Here is a 14,679-nt window from a genome sequence, read left to right on the forward strand (position 1 = left end):
GCGGGTGAGCATGGAAGGGAGGGGGACACGGTTACCGCGGCCCGGGTGAGCGCGGGCCCTGCGCCCCCGTCCCCCGTTCCCGTCCCCCTGTCTCCGTCCCGCTCGGCCGATCCATGGGAGCAAGCACCATGTCCCAGCCCCGCCAGCAGCAGACTCCGCCAGGTGTCACCTCCGAGATGACACCGACCCCGGATCACGGCGAGGAGAGCTACCGCGGATCCGGGCGGCTGGCCGGCAAGGCTGCGTTGATCACCGGCGGTGACAGCGGCATCGGGCGGGCGGTGGCGATCGCCTATGCCCGTGAGGGCGCCGATGTCCTGATCTCGTATCTGGATGAGCACGAGGACGCGGAGGAGACCCGGCGGTGGGTGACGGCCGCGGGCCGCAGCTGCGTGCTGGTGCCCGGCGACGTGGCCGACCCCGCGCACTGCCGGTCGCTCGTCGGGGAAGCCGTGGAGGCGTTCGGCCGGATCGACGTGCTGGTCAACAACGCCGCTTTCCAGATGACGCGGGACCGCGTCGAGGACATCCCCGACGAGGAGTGGGACCGCACCCTGGCGATCAACATCAGCGCTTTCTTCCACCTGACCAAGGCCGCCCTCCCGTACATGCGGCCCGGCTCGGCGATCATCGGGAGCACCTCGGTGAACTCCGACAGCCCGCCGCCGCAGCTGCTCGCCTACAACGTGACGAAGGCGGGGATCGCGAACATGGTCGGTTCCCTGGCGCAGATGCTGGCCCCGAGAGGTATCCGCGCCAACAGCGTCGCCCCCGGTCCGATCTGGACGCCGCTCATCCCGGCGACCATGCCGGAGGAGCAGGTGGAGACCTTCGGCTCCCAGGTGCCGCTCGGACGACCGGGCCAGCCCGCCGAACTGGCGGGGGTCTATGTGCTGCTCGCCTCGGACGAGGCCGGTTACGTCTCCGGGGCCCGGATCGCGGTCACCGGCGGGCAGCCGATCCTGTGAGCGCCGGCGGACGCGGCCTCTACCCGCTGCGGCTGTCCGTCACGGCGAAGCCGCTGGTCTTCGGCGGCCACTCGATCGCCCGCCGCCTGGGCAAGTCCGGCATCCCGGACTGGAGCGTCGCGGAGACATGGGAGTGCAGCGATGTGGAGGGCACCAGCGGTGTGGTCACCCAGGGCCCCCTGGCCGGCCGGTCCCTGCGCCGGCTGGTGCTCGACCACCCCGGGGAACTGATGGGCGAGGGGTGGTCCGGCCCCCGCTTCCCGGTGCTGACGAAGTTCATCGACGCCGCCGGAGCGCTGCCCGTCCACCTGCACGCCGACGACGGGGCGGCCCGCCGCCTGGAGGGGCAGCTCAACGGCAAGACGGAGGCCTGGCACATCCTCGACGCCGCCCCCGGCGCGACCGCCCTGTGCGGTGTCAGGAACGGAGTGACGGCCGACCGGTTGCGCGCCGCGCTGGAGGCCCAGGACTTCGACGCCGTCCTGCGCCGCCTGCCGGTGCGGGCGGGAGAGACCGTGTACGTGCCCGGCGGTACCCCGCACAGTTTCGGCCCGGACACGCTGGTCTACGAGATCGAGCAGACCTCCGACATCCAGCAGCACGCGATGCGCTGGAAGATGGAGGACGGCTCTCCCGTGGGCGACGCCGAGTTCGGCGCCAACCTCGACATGCTGATGCGGCAGGTCGATCTGGACAGCCGACCGGACTTCACACCCGGCCTGGGGATCGCCGTCGGTGACGGGGTGGAGCGCATCTTCCTGTGCGCGGGCCCGTACTTCGCTCTCGAACGGTGGCGTGCCGGGACGGCGGAGCCGTTGCGGCACGCCTTCACCACCGCACAGATCCTGTCCAACGTCGGTGCGCCGGTGCGGGTGCGGACGGGCACGGGCACAGGCACGGGCACGGGCACGGGCACGGGCAGCGCGATGCTCGGCCGGGCGGAGACGCTGCTGCTGCCCGCGGTGTGCGGCCAGGTCGAGATCACCGGTCCGGCCGACGTCCTGTTCGGCTACCTGCCCGACCTCGACCGCGACGTCCGCGCACCGCTGCGCCGAGCCGGCTGTCCGCCCCGGCTCGTCGAGTCCCTCGGCCCGGCCACACACACCCGCGGCCCGGCCCCGCGCACGTCATGAGCGCGCCCCCCGGGGTCGGCCGGCACCCCCGGGGGTCCGGCCGGGGGCCCGCCTACGCGGTTCCGGTGTCCGGCCGGGTGGGGGCCGCCGCCTCGGCGTCCGCGAGCCTGCCGTGCAGCATCAGGTCCATCACCTTCAGGTACCGCTGCGTCCGAGGCCGGCCCAGCACGAAGGGGTTCGGTCCGTGCGGATCGTTCCGCAGCTGCTCCGCGCGCTGGAGGCCGTAGTCGTTGGGGTGGTTGGACAGTTCCACGTCCACCCACGCCTCCCGCGTCCGGTCGCGGAAGGAGTCGAGGGAGGCCAGGTAGGTGCGCAGTTCGGCGGGCGTGGAAGGCGGGTTCACGCCGCCCCACAGCATGGCCGTATGGCGCCGGTGCCCCGCGTGGACGGGGAAGACCGGGGAGACGGTGCCCGGGGTGTGGCCCGGTGTGTGGTGCAGGCGGATGCTCGTACCGCCGAGCGTGAGCCGTTGGCCGTCCTGGATGTCCAGGTCCCGGACGGGGGCGCGGTCCGGGTCGGTGCGGGCGACCAGGTCCCAGTCGGCGGGTGCCATCATGACGCGTGCGCCGTAGCGGTCCGCGAGGTACCGGGCACCGCCGTAGTGGTCGTCGTGGCCGTGTGTGACGACGACGTACGCGAGCGTCTCCGGATCGGCTCCCAGCGTGCGCAGCCCCTGGACGATGATGTCCTCCGCCTCCCGCGCGGAGGTGAGCGCGTCGATCAGCACGATGCCGTCGTCGGTCAGCACGGCCATGGCGGAGACCCAGCCGGCGCTCAGCAGGGCGAGGTCGTCGAAGAGCTTCAGCGGTTCCGGTGCGCGGGGGCGGGGGACCTCGCCGTTGCCCGGGGCCAGCGCCTTCACGAGGGCCAGCAGCACCGGGTCGTCGCCGGCCAGCCGGCGGGCACGGTCGTAGTGGACCTGCCCGCCCGCCGGGGCGGCCGCCGCCGGGGCGAGGGGGAGCGAGCCGGCCCCCGCGGCGAGGGCGAGGCCGGCGAGCTGTCCGAAACGGCGCCTGGAGAGAGGGCCGGGCGTCGAACGAGGGCGGGGCGGAGGTGTCATGGGGGTTCTCCTCGTTGCTTTTCGGGTGGGTGTGTGTGCGTGTGGGGGCTCGCGGCTTCGTGTTCCGGGTGACGCGGTGACGCGGTGACGCGGTGGCGCTCAGAGTTCGAACTGCTCCAGGTGCCGGGGATCGACGACGTGGCCGGCGGCTCCGACCACCTGCCGCAGCCGCTCGACCGCCTGGCGGTTCACCGTGCCGTGCACGGCCGGGTCGTCCAGCGCCGTGACCATGTCGTCGTGGTGACTCGGCACGACGACGCGGGGCCGGCCGAGGGCGCTGACGGCGCGCTCGACGTAGTCGTGCACGGCCGCGTGCCCGCTGGCGCCCAGCACCAGGACGTCCGGGGCGGCGCCGGAGACCTCGCGGGCGGCGAAGTTGGCCGTCCCGCTCAGGAACATGACGCTCAGCCGGTCGCCCACCGTCACCTGGTATCCCAGCGTGCCGCCCTCGACCAGGTCGCCCAGCGTGCGGGGCCGGGAAGGAGGTGCGGTCAGCGTGCCGTAGGGGTCGAACCCGTAGCCGCCCAGCTGGCTGTGCAGGCTGCGGAACACCTCGATGGTGTAGTCCGGACGCGGCCGCTTGCCGGACGGCTGGAGGGGGTGGCGCAGCACCTCGCCGCCGGAGACCACGACCAGGCGGTGCCCGCGCCCCTTGCCGGGGACGCCCATGGCGGTCAGCAGATGCAGATGCGTCTCGGCGCCGAGGACGTTGATCTCCTCGTCCCGCCAGCTCGGATGGTCGAGGAGGTACGGCACGTCGGCGAGGTGGTCCCAGTGGCCGTGGGTCAGCAGGACGAACTCGGGTGCTCCCTCGAGGTGTTCGCGCAGCACCCGGTCGATGATCCGGTGGTCCACCTCAAGCGCCCGCGTCATATCGCCCTTGCCGTCCGGTCCGGTGTAGGGCTGGCGGGTCAGATACGGGTCGACCAGCAGGCGGTGCCCGTCGAAGGCCAGCTCCCAGCCCGCGATCCCGAGCCAGCGCAACCGCACGCCGCTGCTGCCCCGGCGGCTGCGGCGTGCGGGGCGGGACGCGCTCGCCGGGGCGTCGGCGGAGGCCGCCGTCGCCGAGGTCGCGGACGCTCCCGTGACGCCGACGGCCCCGGCCGCCACGCTCGTCCGCAGCACGCTGCGGCGGCTGGGCAGGTGCTGAGCGGCTGCCGGCTGCTGAACGGCTGTCGGCTGCTGAGCGGCTGCGGGCTGCTGAGAGGGCATGGCGGAACTCCTTCGTGTCGTACGGGTTTCCCCTGCTGCCCGGGCCCGGGGGAAGGGAGTCAAGCGCCGGCGGCCAACCGATGTCGAATACGCTCTCGAGAGCGTGCCGATTCGTTCGGCATATCACCGCAGACCATGGGGGGCGGATGCTGACGGAGCGGCACCTGGAAATATTCGTCGCGCTCGCGGAGGAGGGGCACTTCGGCGACGCCGCGCAGCGCGTGGGCATCACCCAGCCGCCCCTCTCGCAGGCGCTGCGGCGGCTGGAGGCCCTGCTGGGGGTGCGGCTGTTCGACCGGGAACGCGGGGTCTCCCTCACCGAGGAGGGCGCCCTGCTCCTCCCCCACGCCCGCCGGGCCCTCACCGCGCTGTCCGAACTCCGGGAGACCGGCGCCAGGGAGCAGGCGGACGGTCAGCGCCTGCGACTCGGCCTGCCGCCCGAACTGCCGCCCCGCACCGGCGCGTCCGTCGCGGCCGCACCCGTGCGCGCCGGGGTCCGCGGCCGGGTCTCGGTGACGACCGCGCCGACGGCCACGCTGCTGACGGACGTCTCGGCGGGACGGCTCGACCTGGCCGTCGTCCGTCACCCCGCCGTCCTGCACGGGCTGGCCGCGGGTCCGGTGACGCTGCTGCCGACCTGGCTGTTGACGCCCGAGGAGATGGACGAGATCCCGCCCGGGAAGCTGTTGCCGTACGCCGTCCGGTCACGCGCCGAAGCACCCGCCGCGCACGACCTGTTCCTGGACACGCTCGCCGGCCGGGGGCGCCGGGTGGAGACGGTGGTGGTCTCGGACGAGCGCGCCGGGCTGGCCCTCGTCGCCGCCGGCCAGGCCGTGCTCGTCACGGCCGACGAGACGCTCACCGCCGACGGCGTCACCCGCCGGCCGACCGCCGACCCGGCGCTCCCGCTGCGGCTGCGGGTGGTGTGGGACGCCCGGCGGCTGGCCGCGGCGGACGCGGACGAAGCGGCGGAAGCCCTGATCGACGCGCTGGCCGCGGCCCGCCGCCCGGCCGGGAAGGGGACCCGGTGAACGCGGCGCCCGGCAGCGGCATCGAGCGCACCCTGCGCGAGATGTTCGACGACGCGGGGGTGCGCGGCTGGCTCCACGTGGCCGACCTGCACCGGCCCGGGGCACGCGTCACCGTCGACGCCGACGAGAGCGCGCTGATGGGCTCCGTCTACAAGATGCCGCTGATGGTCGCCTTCTGCCGCCAGGTCGACGCGGGCGTGCTCGACCCCCGGCAGCGCGTCACCCTTTCCCCCGAGGACCGGCTGCCGGGCCCCACCGGCATCTCGCAGTTGCGGGACGAGGTGACGATGTCCCTGCGCGACCTCGTCGTCATGATGATGACCATCTCCGACAACGCGGCGGCCGACGCGGTGCTGCACCAGGTGGGTGCCGCGGCGGTCGACGAGACCTGCCGGGCCCTCGGCCTCTTCCGCACCCACCTCAACGACGGCATCGCGGGCACCCTCGCACGGCTGGTGGCGGAGACCGGCGCGGAGACGGTGGACGCGGCACTCGCACGGATCACCGACAACGACAGGGCCGTGCCACCGGGCGTCTACGACCCGGCCTGGGCGACCGCGACCACCCCTGCGGAGATGGCACGGCTGCTGCGCGCCATCTGGCTGGACGAGGCCGCCTCCCCCGAGAGCTGCGCCTTCATCCGCCGCACGATGGCACGCCAGCCCTGGCAGCACCGGCTCGCTGCGGGCTTCCCCTACGACGAGGTCGCGGTCTACGGGAAGACCGGGACGTTCGGCGTCATGCGGCACGAGGCGGGAATCGTCGAGCTGGCCGACGGCCGCGCGTACACGGCCGTCGTCTTCACCCAGGCCGCCCGTGCCGACCGCCGGCTGCCCCGCGCCGACGCGGTCATCGGCGCCACGGCCCGCGCGGCCGTCGAACACCTGAGGAGCCAGGAGTAACCGCCCCGCCGGGTTCCCGGGCACCACAGGTTTCCCGGCGGCGGCCACCACGCGTCCGGCTCCCGGTGAGCGGAGTCCGCGTACCTCCTGTGACCCGCTCGGCCGCACCTGTCGCCTGGGCACCTGGACTCCCATGGGCACCTGGGCTCCCATGGGCGCCTGGATTCCTACGGGCGCCAGGACCGACACATGCGCCGCGCGCCGGCCGAGCAGACGCTGAGCGGGCCGGGCTCGTGCGCCGCGACGGCCGTCGTTCCGATACGCGTCCGCGGTGACATCGGGCGACACGCGTGGGCGGGCGTCCCGCCCGGTCCGGGTGGGACGCATCGGGAGCGCGACAGCCCTGGTGCCCGAGCCCTAGTACCCGCCGCCGAAACCGCAGCTGAAGCCGCCACCGCTGTGTCCGCTGCCGAAGTCCCCGCCGATGCCGCCGTAATCGCCGCCCGAGTGGCCGTGCCCGTGGCCCGGGCGGGACGAGGGGGACGAGGGCGGGGGAAGCTCCTCGGGCGGCCGCCGGCGGCGGCCGGTGACCTCGGCCCACCACTGCTCGAACCGCACCGGGTCCTCCGGCGTCGAACATGCGCGGATCACGCTCTCGCGGGCGGCCTTCTCCCACCGGACGCGGGTGAGTCGCGCGGGCCCCTCCCCTTTCCCGAGTTCCTCCAGTTCGTTCGCCAGGGCGTAGGCGTTCAAAGGGTCGGCGGACCGCCTTGAGGCGGTCGGCAGCGGCTGTGCGGGGTGTACGTCGTGGCGGTGGACGAGCGCGGTCGTGCCGTCTTCGCCGACCAGCATCCAGCCCCATACCGCCCGGGACGCCGGCGTGTGGCACCGCTTCCCGCGCGCCAGTCCCACCCGCTCCCGCTCCTTCCGCCTGGCCTCCTCGGCCGCCCAGAGACGTTCACGGTTCCCCGTTCCCGGCGCGCCTCTTCCTCCGCGAGGACGAGACGGCGCCTGATCTCCGCCCGCACCGGCGCACAGCGCTCCTCGGCGGCGGCCACGACCCCCCGGAAGCGCTCGGCGGCGCGTTCCTTCCGCCGCCGCGCCCCGGGCAGGCGACGGCCCACGCCTCGCCGGGTGACGGCGTGGTACGCGTCCTCCGCCTCCCGCACCGCGCGGCGGAACCGCTCGCCCGCCGCCCGCCACTCGTCGCGTTCGGCCGCGGTCCCCCGGACGGCGTTCCAGCCGAGCATGCCGCCTTGCCGGGCTCCGACCGGATGGAAGGAGCACCCGGTCCGCCCCAGCGGCTCCGGGTAGAACGTCAGCTCCCCCACCTCGATCACGCTCTGCCGTTCCCGCTCACCGGCCACGGCGCGACCACCCCCCGGCGTCCAGCATCCACCGGTCTGCGCGTGGGGGGGGGGGGGAGAGAGACGGGCGGACCGCACCGGTCGGGTGTGCGCACGCGGCGGGGGCTCGTGCACCACGCATTTGTGCCGCTCAGCACTCGTGACGGTCAGCACTCATGACGATCAGCACTCGTGCCGCCCATCCGAAGTGCGCACCGTTGACGTCATGTCGCCGCGTCCTCCCCTCCGGCCACCAGGCGGCACCATCAAGTGGCGGGCGAGGGCCAGGGACCCGAGCAGTGCCAGGAGTGCGCACACGCCCCACCACCCCGCCTGGCCCCAGGCGCGTACCCCGAGCCAGGAGCCGGCGCTGCCGCCCAGGTAGGCGCAGGTCATGTAGGCGGTGTTGAGCCTGCTGCGGGCGTCGGCACACAGGGCGTAGACCCGGGCCTTGTTGGCGACCATGCCCGACTGCATGGCGACATCGAGCAGCAGCGTCCCGACGACCAGGGCGACCAGTCCGGGTACGTCGCCCAGGGCACCCGCGACGAGGATCGCGGCCGAGACGAGAACGGCGACCATGGAGGCCAGGTTCACGGGGCCGGGGCCGTGGCGGTCCACCAGGCGGCCCACCAGCGGGGTGCACAGCATGGTCGCGCCGCCGACGAGGGCGAGGAGCCCGACGGCTTGGGCGCCCATACCGTAGGCCGGGCCGGAGAGGAGGAGCGCCAGGCAGGTCCACACGGCGGAGAACCCGGCGAAGACGGTCGCCTGGTAGAAGCAGGAGCGGCGCAGGCCCGGCTCGGTGCGCAGCAGCCGCAGCGTATCGGCCAGCAGCGCCCGGTAGGGCTGACGCGAGGGCGGGGCGACAGCGGGCACGGCGCGGGCCAGTACGCCCGCGAGCAGCAGGGTCACCGCCGCGGCCACCAGGTAGGGGGCTCGCCACCCCAGCCGTTCCCCGAGTGTTCCGCTGAAGGCGCGGGCCAGCAGCATGCCCCCGGTCGACCCGCTCAGGAGAGTGCCGAGGACCGCTCCGCGACGGTCGGAGGCCACCAGCCCGGCCGCCATCGGGCCGACGACCTGCGCGGCCACGGTGGTGAGGCCGACGAGTGCGCCGGCGGTGACGAGGAAGGGCAGGCCGGGGGCGCAGCCCGCGCCGAGCAGGCCCAGTCCGGTCAGGGTGAGCAGCGTGACGAGGAACCGCCGGTGCGGCAGCCGGTCACCGAGCGGCACCAGCAGGAAGATCCCGGCCGTGTAGCCGGCTTGAGTGGCGGTCACGGCCAGGGAGGCCGCGTCGGGGGACGTGTGCAGTCCCTCGGCGGCCAAGGGGACGATCGCCTGCGGGAAGTAGAGGTTGCCCACGGCCACGGCGCAGGTCACGGCCAGGAGCAGCGTCATGCGTGGGCTCATCCCCGGCCCACCGGCCCGTCGGCGACGTGGACGACTTGCCCGGAGACGAAGCCCGCCTCCGGGCTCACCGGGAAGGACGCCGTGTGCGCGACGTCCTCCGGCCCGCCCACCCGGCCGGCCGGGATCGACCGCGCCGCGCCGCGCCGGAACTCCTCGGACTCGCCGCCGAGGCGCCGGACGGATCGCTGTGCGGTCCTCGCGACCAGCCCGGCACGAGCGCCGATGCCCGCGTTGCCGGCCAGGACCGTCCAAGGCCCCAGCTCGTCCGCGACCCGTGCGACGGCTGCCGTCACCGAGGCTTCGTCCCAAACGTCAGCGGCGACGGCTGCCGCTACTCCCCCGGCGCCGGTGATGGCCGCCACGGTGTCGGCGCGGTCCGCCCCGTCCAGGTCGGTCGCCCCGACCGCCAACCCGTCGTGTGCCGGCCGTCGGGCCACCGCTGCGCCGATACCGCGTGCGGCACCGGCGACGAGGGCCGGTCTTCGTCCGTGCGCGATGTCCGTGTGCGTCATGCGGGGAAGTTCACGGCATCGGTACCGCCCCGCCAATCGATGTAGCGTACGGCTTAATGATCAGCTTTGTGCTCGGTGTCGAGGACCTCGCGGACACGCGCTTCGCCGTCTCGCCCCTGGCCGAAACCGTGCTCAGCCTCAGGGTGTTGCGGGAGCCGGGCCTGTCCGCGCTGCACCTGCCGTGGCGCAGGTCCGTCCTCGGCAAACTGGAGACCCTTGGCACCCTCGACACCGGCCTGCTGCTGTCACTGGTCGCGCGGAGGCGCACCCTCCCCGACTTCCTGACCCCGCGGCCCGGCGGTTTCTCACCGGCGTTCGGCGAGGAACTGGCCGTCGTCCGGCGGACCCGGCCCGACGCGGTCCGCCGCGATCTGGTGGCCGCGCACGCACCGGACCCGCTGCCGCCGGCGCTGCGCGACGCCGCCACGGGCGAGGACGCTGCCGTCGTCCGCCTCCGCGACGACATCTGCGACGTGCTGCGGCAGTACTGGGAGACAGCTCTGGAGCCGCTATGGCCCCGGATACGACTGGTACTGGAAGCCGACATGACCTATCGGGCCCGCCAACTGGCCCTGGGCGGCGCTCGGCTGCTGTTCGCGGATATGCATCCCGACCTGCGCTGGAAGGACGGCGTCCTGCACATCGACAAGATGATCAGCCATTTCCGCACCACCGCGGCCGGCCGGGGACTGCTGCTGGTGCCGTCCGTGTTCGCCCACAAGCCGGCGCCACCCGTCAGCGCCGAGGAACCGCCCTCGCTCGTCTACCCCAGCCGTGGAGTGGCCACGTTGTGGGCACCTGCACCGACGGCGGACGCGGCCGCCCTGGCATCGCTCGTGGGCGCACCTCGGGCACGACTGCTCGCCCTGCTCGATGAGCCGCTGCCCACGGTGGAACTCGCACGCCGTCTCAGAGTCACCCCGAGCGCCGTCTCCCAGCAGCTGCGCGTACTCCACGCGACGGGGCTCGTCACCCGGGCACGCGACGGACGGCAGGTCCTGTACCGGCGCAGCGAACTCGGCGACCGGCTCACGGGCTCGCACGGGGCGCCCGAGGCGCGCGGGTCCCACGGGTCCCACCGCGAGGCGACGGACTGAGACCGGCGGCGAGCACGGCCGGTCCGCGCGACCACACACCCGCGTCGCGGTGCGTCGCCGGCACCACGCGGGACAGGGCACCGAGTGCGGGCACAGCGGCCGGAGCCCGGGGGTGTCCCCGCTCGGGGACGTGCGCCGGGACACCAGTACGGCGATAGGGCAAGCGCACCGCTGGCGACGGCGGCCGGTGCCGCCACGCTGGTGTCGCTGGTGGGCTCCTCCATGCCGTGAGGCCGGCGGGCGCTACGGTCGCGGCCGGGATGGTCCCTGAGCCTGTGCCGCCTTCTTGAAGACCTCGAAGAGGGAGAGGTAGCTCCGGTCGCCGTAGCCGTCCGCGATCGCCTGCTCGGCGATCTCCTTCATCACGTGCGGCTGGCGGGAGTGGATGCCCTGTTCCTCGCTGGTGCGGGCTATGTGCTCCAGTGCGTTCAGGTTCATCTCCATCGTGCCGAGGTCGCCGGGATAGTGGGCCTTGTCCAGGTTGGCCGCCTGCTCCAGGAAGAAGGTGTTGCTCACCACCGTGGGCATGAACCAGCCGAAAGCCAGCTCGGCGAACCGGCTCGCCGGGACGCCGGCGGAGCCGACCAGGGCGGCCGCGTGCAGCCAGCCGTTCATGGTCGCGAACATCATTTCCAGCAGCGCCGTGTTGTGGAGCACGGCGAGACCGGGATCGGTGCCGAGGTGGCGGGGGTCGCCCAGGCTCGCGAGCGTCTCCCGCTGCTTGTCGAAGACCTCCCGCGATCCGCTGTACAGAAAGACGGCTCCGGGCTGCCCGACCAGCGGCGGCGGCACCATGATGGCACCGTCCAGGTACTCCATGCCGCGCTCGCCGGCCCAGCTGTGTGCGGCCTGCGCCTCCTGCGGCGTACCGGAGTTGAGGTTGACCAGTGTGCGGCCCGCCGGCGCTTCGCCCGCCGGGTCGAAGACCTCGTACATGGTCGCGTAGTCCTTGAGGCACATGACCGTGACGGGGCTCGCGGACACCGCTTCGGCGACGGTCGCCGCGCTCCGGGCGCCCCTGGCGACCAGGTCCTCGGCCTTCTCGGGTGTCCTGTTCCAGACCGTCAGGGGGTGCCCCTTCTCCAGAAGCGCCCCGGCGAGGGCCCTCCCCATGGGGCCGAGGCCGACGACCGTGACGGGGCTGCTGAGCTGATGAGTTGTCCGCTGTGTTGTCATGAGCGGCAGGTTAGGGTTTCACATCGATGTGAGAGTCAAATCGAATATGTGTGGTGACCGTCACGTGCGCATCGGAGCACTTTCCCGCCGGACCGGAGTAAGCCAGCGGCTGCTGCGCTACTACGAGGAGCAAGGACTGCTGAAGCCGCAGCGGAGGGCCAGCGGGTACCGCGAGTACGACGAGGACGACGTACGCACCGTCCGGAGCATCCGCATGCTGCTGGGCGCGGGTCTCAGCACCCGCACGATCGCCGGACTGCTGCCCTGCACGGTCGATGACGGCACGGGACCCGTGCCCGCCTGTTCCGGCCTGCTCCCCGATCTGCACCGGGAACGCGAGCGGATCGACAGAGCGGTGGCCGATCTCCTGACCGCGCGGGCGGCGTTGGACGCCCTTGTCGCGGCCACGCCGCAGGCCGACCCCGACAACCCGGACGCGTGCCTGAAGGCTGTCCCGTGATCGGTCTCCGGCTCGTCCGGCGAGGCTCCATGCCGTCCCGGGAATTCTTCCTCACCGGCCGGCGCGTTTTCCGTCTCGGCCATGCCTTTTCCGACGGCGGACGGCCGGACGGTACGGCCACCCCCGACTCCCGCCGCTGAGGCGGTCACACGCGCCCGCGTCGGCGAGCGGTGTGGGGTGCAGCGGTCGTCGGGGGTGCGGGGCCGTCAAACGGGCAGTACGGCCTCGATGGCGGCGGTCACCTCGGGGGCGTCCGGTTCCGTGCGGGGGTCGAAGCGGGCGGCCACGGTACCGTCGGGGGCGATCAGGAACTTCTCGAAGTTCCAGCGGATGTCCCCTGTGTGGCCCTCGGCGTCCGGGGTGGCGACGAGTTCCGCGTAGAGGGGGTGGCGGCCTTCACCATTGACGTCGATCTTCTCGGTCAGGGGAAAGGTGACGCCGTAGGTGGTCGAGCAGAACGCGGCGATCTCCTCGGCGGTGCCCGGCTCCTGTCCCATGAACTGGTTGCACGGCACGCCCAGCACGGTGAAGCCACGGGGCGCGTACCGCTCGTGCAGCTTCTCCAGCGTCGCGTACTGCGGTGTCAGGCCGCACCGCGAGGCGACGTTCACCACGAGTACCGCCGTGCCGCGGTACTGGGCGAGGTCGGCCGGGCCACCGGTGAGGGCGTCGATCTTCACATCGTGAAAGGACATGCGGGCTCCTTGGCTTGCCATCGCACCGGGCCCGATGTCCGGTCCACCGGGCCCGCCGGTTCTCTCAGGGCTGGGAGGTGGCGACCTTGACGCCGAATCCGATCAGGACGACACCGGTGAGGCGGTCCATCCTCCTGCGTACGGCCGGCTTCTCGAAGAACGCGCGGGCCTTGCTCAGCAGTATGACGTAACCGCCGAGCCAGCCGAAGGTGAGTACGGCGTGCAGCAGCACCAGCAGCCCCATCCCGGCCTGCGGCGGGAGACCGGACGGCGCGAGCGCGGGCAGCAGGCCGGTGTAGAAGACGGCGATCTTCGGATTGACGATGTTGCTGACAAGTCCGGTCCGCCACGGGCTGCCGGAAGGGGACGGCGCGCCTGCGGCCAGGGCCGCCTGGAGCCGGCCGCGGCGGCTGTGCCACAGGGCCTGCAGTCCGAGGAAGGCGAGGTAGACGGCGCCGGCCAGCTTCACGACGGTGTAGGCCGTGGCCGAGGCGGCGAGGACGGCGGCCAGGCCCATCACGGTGAGCACGCCCCATACCAGCAGCCCCGCCGTGATGCCGCCCACGGTCCGCAGTCCGTCCTGCCAACCGGAGGAGATGGCCCGCTTCGTCACCACGGCCATGTCCGGCCCGGGCACCACGGTCAGCACGGCGAGCACACCGCCTGCCGCCAGAAGCTGTACGAACATGCGGTGATTATGGCATTCGCTGAAGAGGCGTAAGAGGGTACAGCCGGGCTGACGTGGATGTCTGGAGGGGGGGACGACAGCGGAGGCGCGTGCGCGCGGAGGAGACGGGCAGACAGCGGGACGGGCCCCCCGGATCGTCCGCCACCTGCGCGGTTAGGCTGATGGGCCGATGCCGAAGGGCCGAAGGAGACGCGCCGTGCCTGCCCGCCCCCGTATTCTTTACGTGACCGACCTGGCCTACCAGGCCCGGGGACGGCGCTACTGCGACGAGGACATCTTTCTGAGTTCCCGGCTGCGCGACGCCTTCGACATCGCGCTGTGCCACCCGCTGGACGCCGCCGCGCTGATGGACACCTTCGACGCGGTCGTGGTCCGCAACAGCGGTCCCGTACTGCACTACCGGAACGAGTACGACGCCTTCCGCGCGCGGGCCGAGGCACGGGGCACGCGGGTCTACAACCCGCTGTCCGGGCGCGGGGACATGGGCGGGAAGCGGTATCTGCTGGATCTCACCGCCGCCGGGTACCCGGTCATCCCCACCATCGACCGGCAGCGGGACCTGCACCTGCTGCCCGAGTCCGAGCAGTACGCGGTCAAGCCGAAGGAGGGCGCGGACTCCATCGGCCTGGCGTTCGTGCCCCGGCACGAGCTGAGCGGCCTCGCCTACGGCGACATCCTGGTCCAGCCCCGCGTCGACTTCCGCTACGAGGTCTCCTTCTTCTACGTCGACGACGCGTTCCAGTACGCCCTGTACGCCCCCGACCCCGGCCGGCGCTGGGTGCTGGAGCCCTACGAGCCCACCGGCACGGACCTCGCCTTCGCGCGCCGCTTCCTCGACTGGAACACCCTCGAGCACGGCGTCCAGCGGGTGGACGCCTGCCGCACCCAGCGGGGCGACCTGCTCCTGGTCGAGCTGGAGGACCTCAATCCCTATCTGTCCCTGGACCTGGTTCCGGACGGGACCCGTGAGGCGTTCGTCGCCGCCATGACGGCCTCCCTGCGCCGGTTCCTGGACGCGTGAGCGCCGCGCACCGGCGCACGAGCGGGCC

Annotated in this window: 15 protein-coding genes; 7 read left to right on the forward strand and 8 right to left on the reverse strand. The window is 73.1% G+C overall.

Annotation, left to right across the window (positions count from 1 at the left end; genetic code table 11):
- The first annotated feature begins 128 nt into the window (after positions 1 to 128).
- Together FM076_RS01760 and FM076_RS01765 are read left to right on the forward strand one after the other, a co-directional pair.
- Positions 129 to 968, forward strand: coding sequence for an SDR family oxidoreductase (locus FM076_RS01760; protein ID WP_173868186.1), 840 nt, complete (start codon positions 129 to 131; stop codon positions 966 to 968).
- On the forward strand, positions 965 to 2,101 hold the full coding sequence (locus FM076_RS01765; protein WP_173868187.1) for a class I mannose-6-phosphate isomerase: 1,137 nt from the start codon (positions 965 to 967) through the stop codon (positions 2,099 to 2,101). The genes FM076_RS01760 and FM076_RS01765 overlap by 4 nt, the downstream gene beginning before the upstream one ends.
- Positions 2,102 to 2,153: 52 nt before the next feature.
- On the opposite strand, the gene FM076_RS01770 is transcribed toward FM076_RS01765, so the two are convergent.
- Entirely contained in the window at positions 2,154 to 3,161 is a 1,008-nt protein-coding gene (locus FM076_RS01770; protein ID WP_173868188.1) for an MBL fold metallo-hydrolase, read from the reverse strand.
- 99 nt (positions 3,162 to 3,260) lie between these two features.
- The gene (locus tag FM076_RS01775) at positions 3,261 to 4,373 is read right to left on the reverse strand and encodes an MBL fold metallo-hydrolase (protein ID WP_173868189.1); all 1,113 of its coding nucleotides are present in this window, start codon (positions 4,371 to 4,373) and stop codon (positions 3,261 to 3,263) included.
- A 146-nt stretch (positions 4,374 to 4,519) separates the two neighbouring features.
- Here FM076_RS01775 and FM076_RS01780 point away from each other — a divergent pair, with 146 nt between their 5' ends.
- Positions 4,520 to 5,404, forward strand: coding sequence for a LysR family transcriptional regulator (locus tag FM076_RS01780; RefSeq protein ID WP_173868190.1), 885 nt, complete (start codon positions 4,520 to 4,522; stop codon positions 5,402 to 5,404).
- Positions 5,401 to 6,306, forward strand: coding sequence for a serine hydrolase (locus FM076_RS01785; RefSeq protein ID WP_345944846.1), 906 nt, complete (start codon positions 5,401 to 5,403; stop codon positions 6,304 to 6,306). Before FM076_RS01780 ends, FM076_RS01785 begins: the two co-directional genes overlap by 4 nt.
- Positions 6,307 to 6,663: 357 nt before the next feature.
- Here the strand turns inward: FM076_RS01785 and FM076_RS01790 are convergent, their stop codons facing one another.
- From FM076_RS01790 to FM076_RS01800, 3 genes are all read right to left on the reverse strand, one after another.
- Positions 6,664 to 7,098, reverse strand: a complete 435-nt coding sequence (locus FM076_RS01790) for a hypothetical protein (RefSeq protein WP_173868191.1) — start codon at positions 7,096 to 7,098, stop codon at positions 6,664 to 6,666.
- Between the two features lie 677 nt (positions 7,099 to 7,775).
- Positions 7,776 to 8,990 (reverse strand): MFS transporter, encoded by a 1,215-nt coding sequence (locus FM076_RS01795; RefSeq protein WP_243274266.1) that lies wholly within the window; start codon positions 8,988 to 8,990, stop codon positions 7,776 to 7,778.
- A gap of 8 nt (positions 8,991 to 8,998) precedes the next feature.
- A complete protein-coding gene (locus tag FM076_RS01800) occupies positions 8,999 to 9,514 on the reverse strand; it encodes an SDR family oxidoreductase (RefSeq protein ID WP_173868193.1) in 516 nt (171 codons plus the stop codon).
- A 56-nt stretch (positions 9,515 to 9,570) separates the two neighbouring features.
- Here FM076_RS01800 and FM076_RS01805 point away from each other — a divergent pair, with 56 nt between their 5' ends.
- Positions 9,571 to 10,611, forward strand: a complete 1,041-nt coding sequence (locus FM076_RS01805; protein WP_173868194.1) for an ArsR/SmtB family transcription factor — start codon at positions 9,571 to 9,573, stop codon at positions 10,609 to 10,611.
- Positions 10,612 to 10,854: 243 nt separating this feature from the next.
- Here FM076_RS01805 and FM076_RS01810 read toward each other — a convergent pair whose 3' ends face one another.
- Positions 10,855 to 11,787: an NAD(P)-dependent oxidoreductase gene (locus FM076_RS01810; protein ID WP_173868195.1), complete on the reverse strand. Its 933-nt coding sequence runs from the start codon at positions 11,785 to 11,787 to the stop codon at positions 10,855 to 10,857.
- A 64-nt stretch (positions 11,788 to 11,851) separates the two neighbouring features.
- Between FM076_RS01810 and FM076_RS01815 the strand changes: the two genes are divergently transcribed.
- Complete coding sequence (locus tag FM076_RS01815; protein WP_173868196.1) at positions 11,852 to 12,247, forward strand: MerR family transcriptional regulator; 396 nt, start codon at positions 11,852 to 11,854, stop codon at positions 12,245 to 12,247.
- Between the two features lie 206 nt (positions 12,248 to 12,453).
- Here FM076_RS01815 and FM076_RS01820 read toward each other — a convergent pair whose 3' ends face one another.
- Together FM076_RS01820 and FM076_RS01825 are read right to left on the reverse strand one after the other, a co-directional pair.
- The gene (locus tag FM076_RS01820) at positions 12,454 to 12,942 is read right to left on the reverse strand and encodes a glutathione peroxidase (protein WP_173868197.1); all 489 of its coding nucleotides are present in this window, start codon (positions 12,940 to 12,942) and stop codon (positions 12,454 to 12,456) included.
- Between the two features lie 64 nt (positions 12,943 to 13,006).
- Positions 13,007 to 13,630, reverse strand: a complete 624-nt coding sequence (locus FM076_RS01825; RefSeq protein WP_173868198.1) for a LysE family translocator — start codon at positions 13,628 to 13,630, stop codon at positions 13,007 to 13,009.
- Between the two features lie 196 nt (positions 13,631 to 13,826).
- On the opposite strand from FM076_RS01825, the gene FM076_RS01830 reads away from it, so the two are divergent.
- Entirely contained in the window at positions 13,827 to 14,651 is an 825-nt protein-coding gene (locus tag FM076_RS01830) for a hypothetical protein (RefSeq protein ID WP_173868199.1), read from the forward strand.
- Positions 14,652 to 14,679 lie beyond the last annotated feature (28 nt).

The sequence above is a fragment of the Streptomyces albus subsp. chlorinus genome, from assembly GCF_013302895.1.
Lineage (GTDB): Bacteria > Actinomycetota > Actinomycetes > Streptomycetales > Streptomycetaceae > Streptomyces > Streptomyces chlorinus.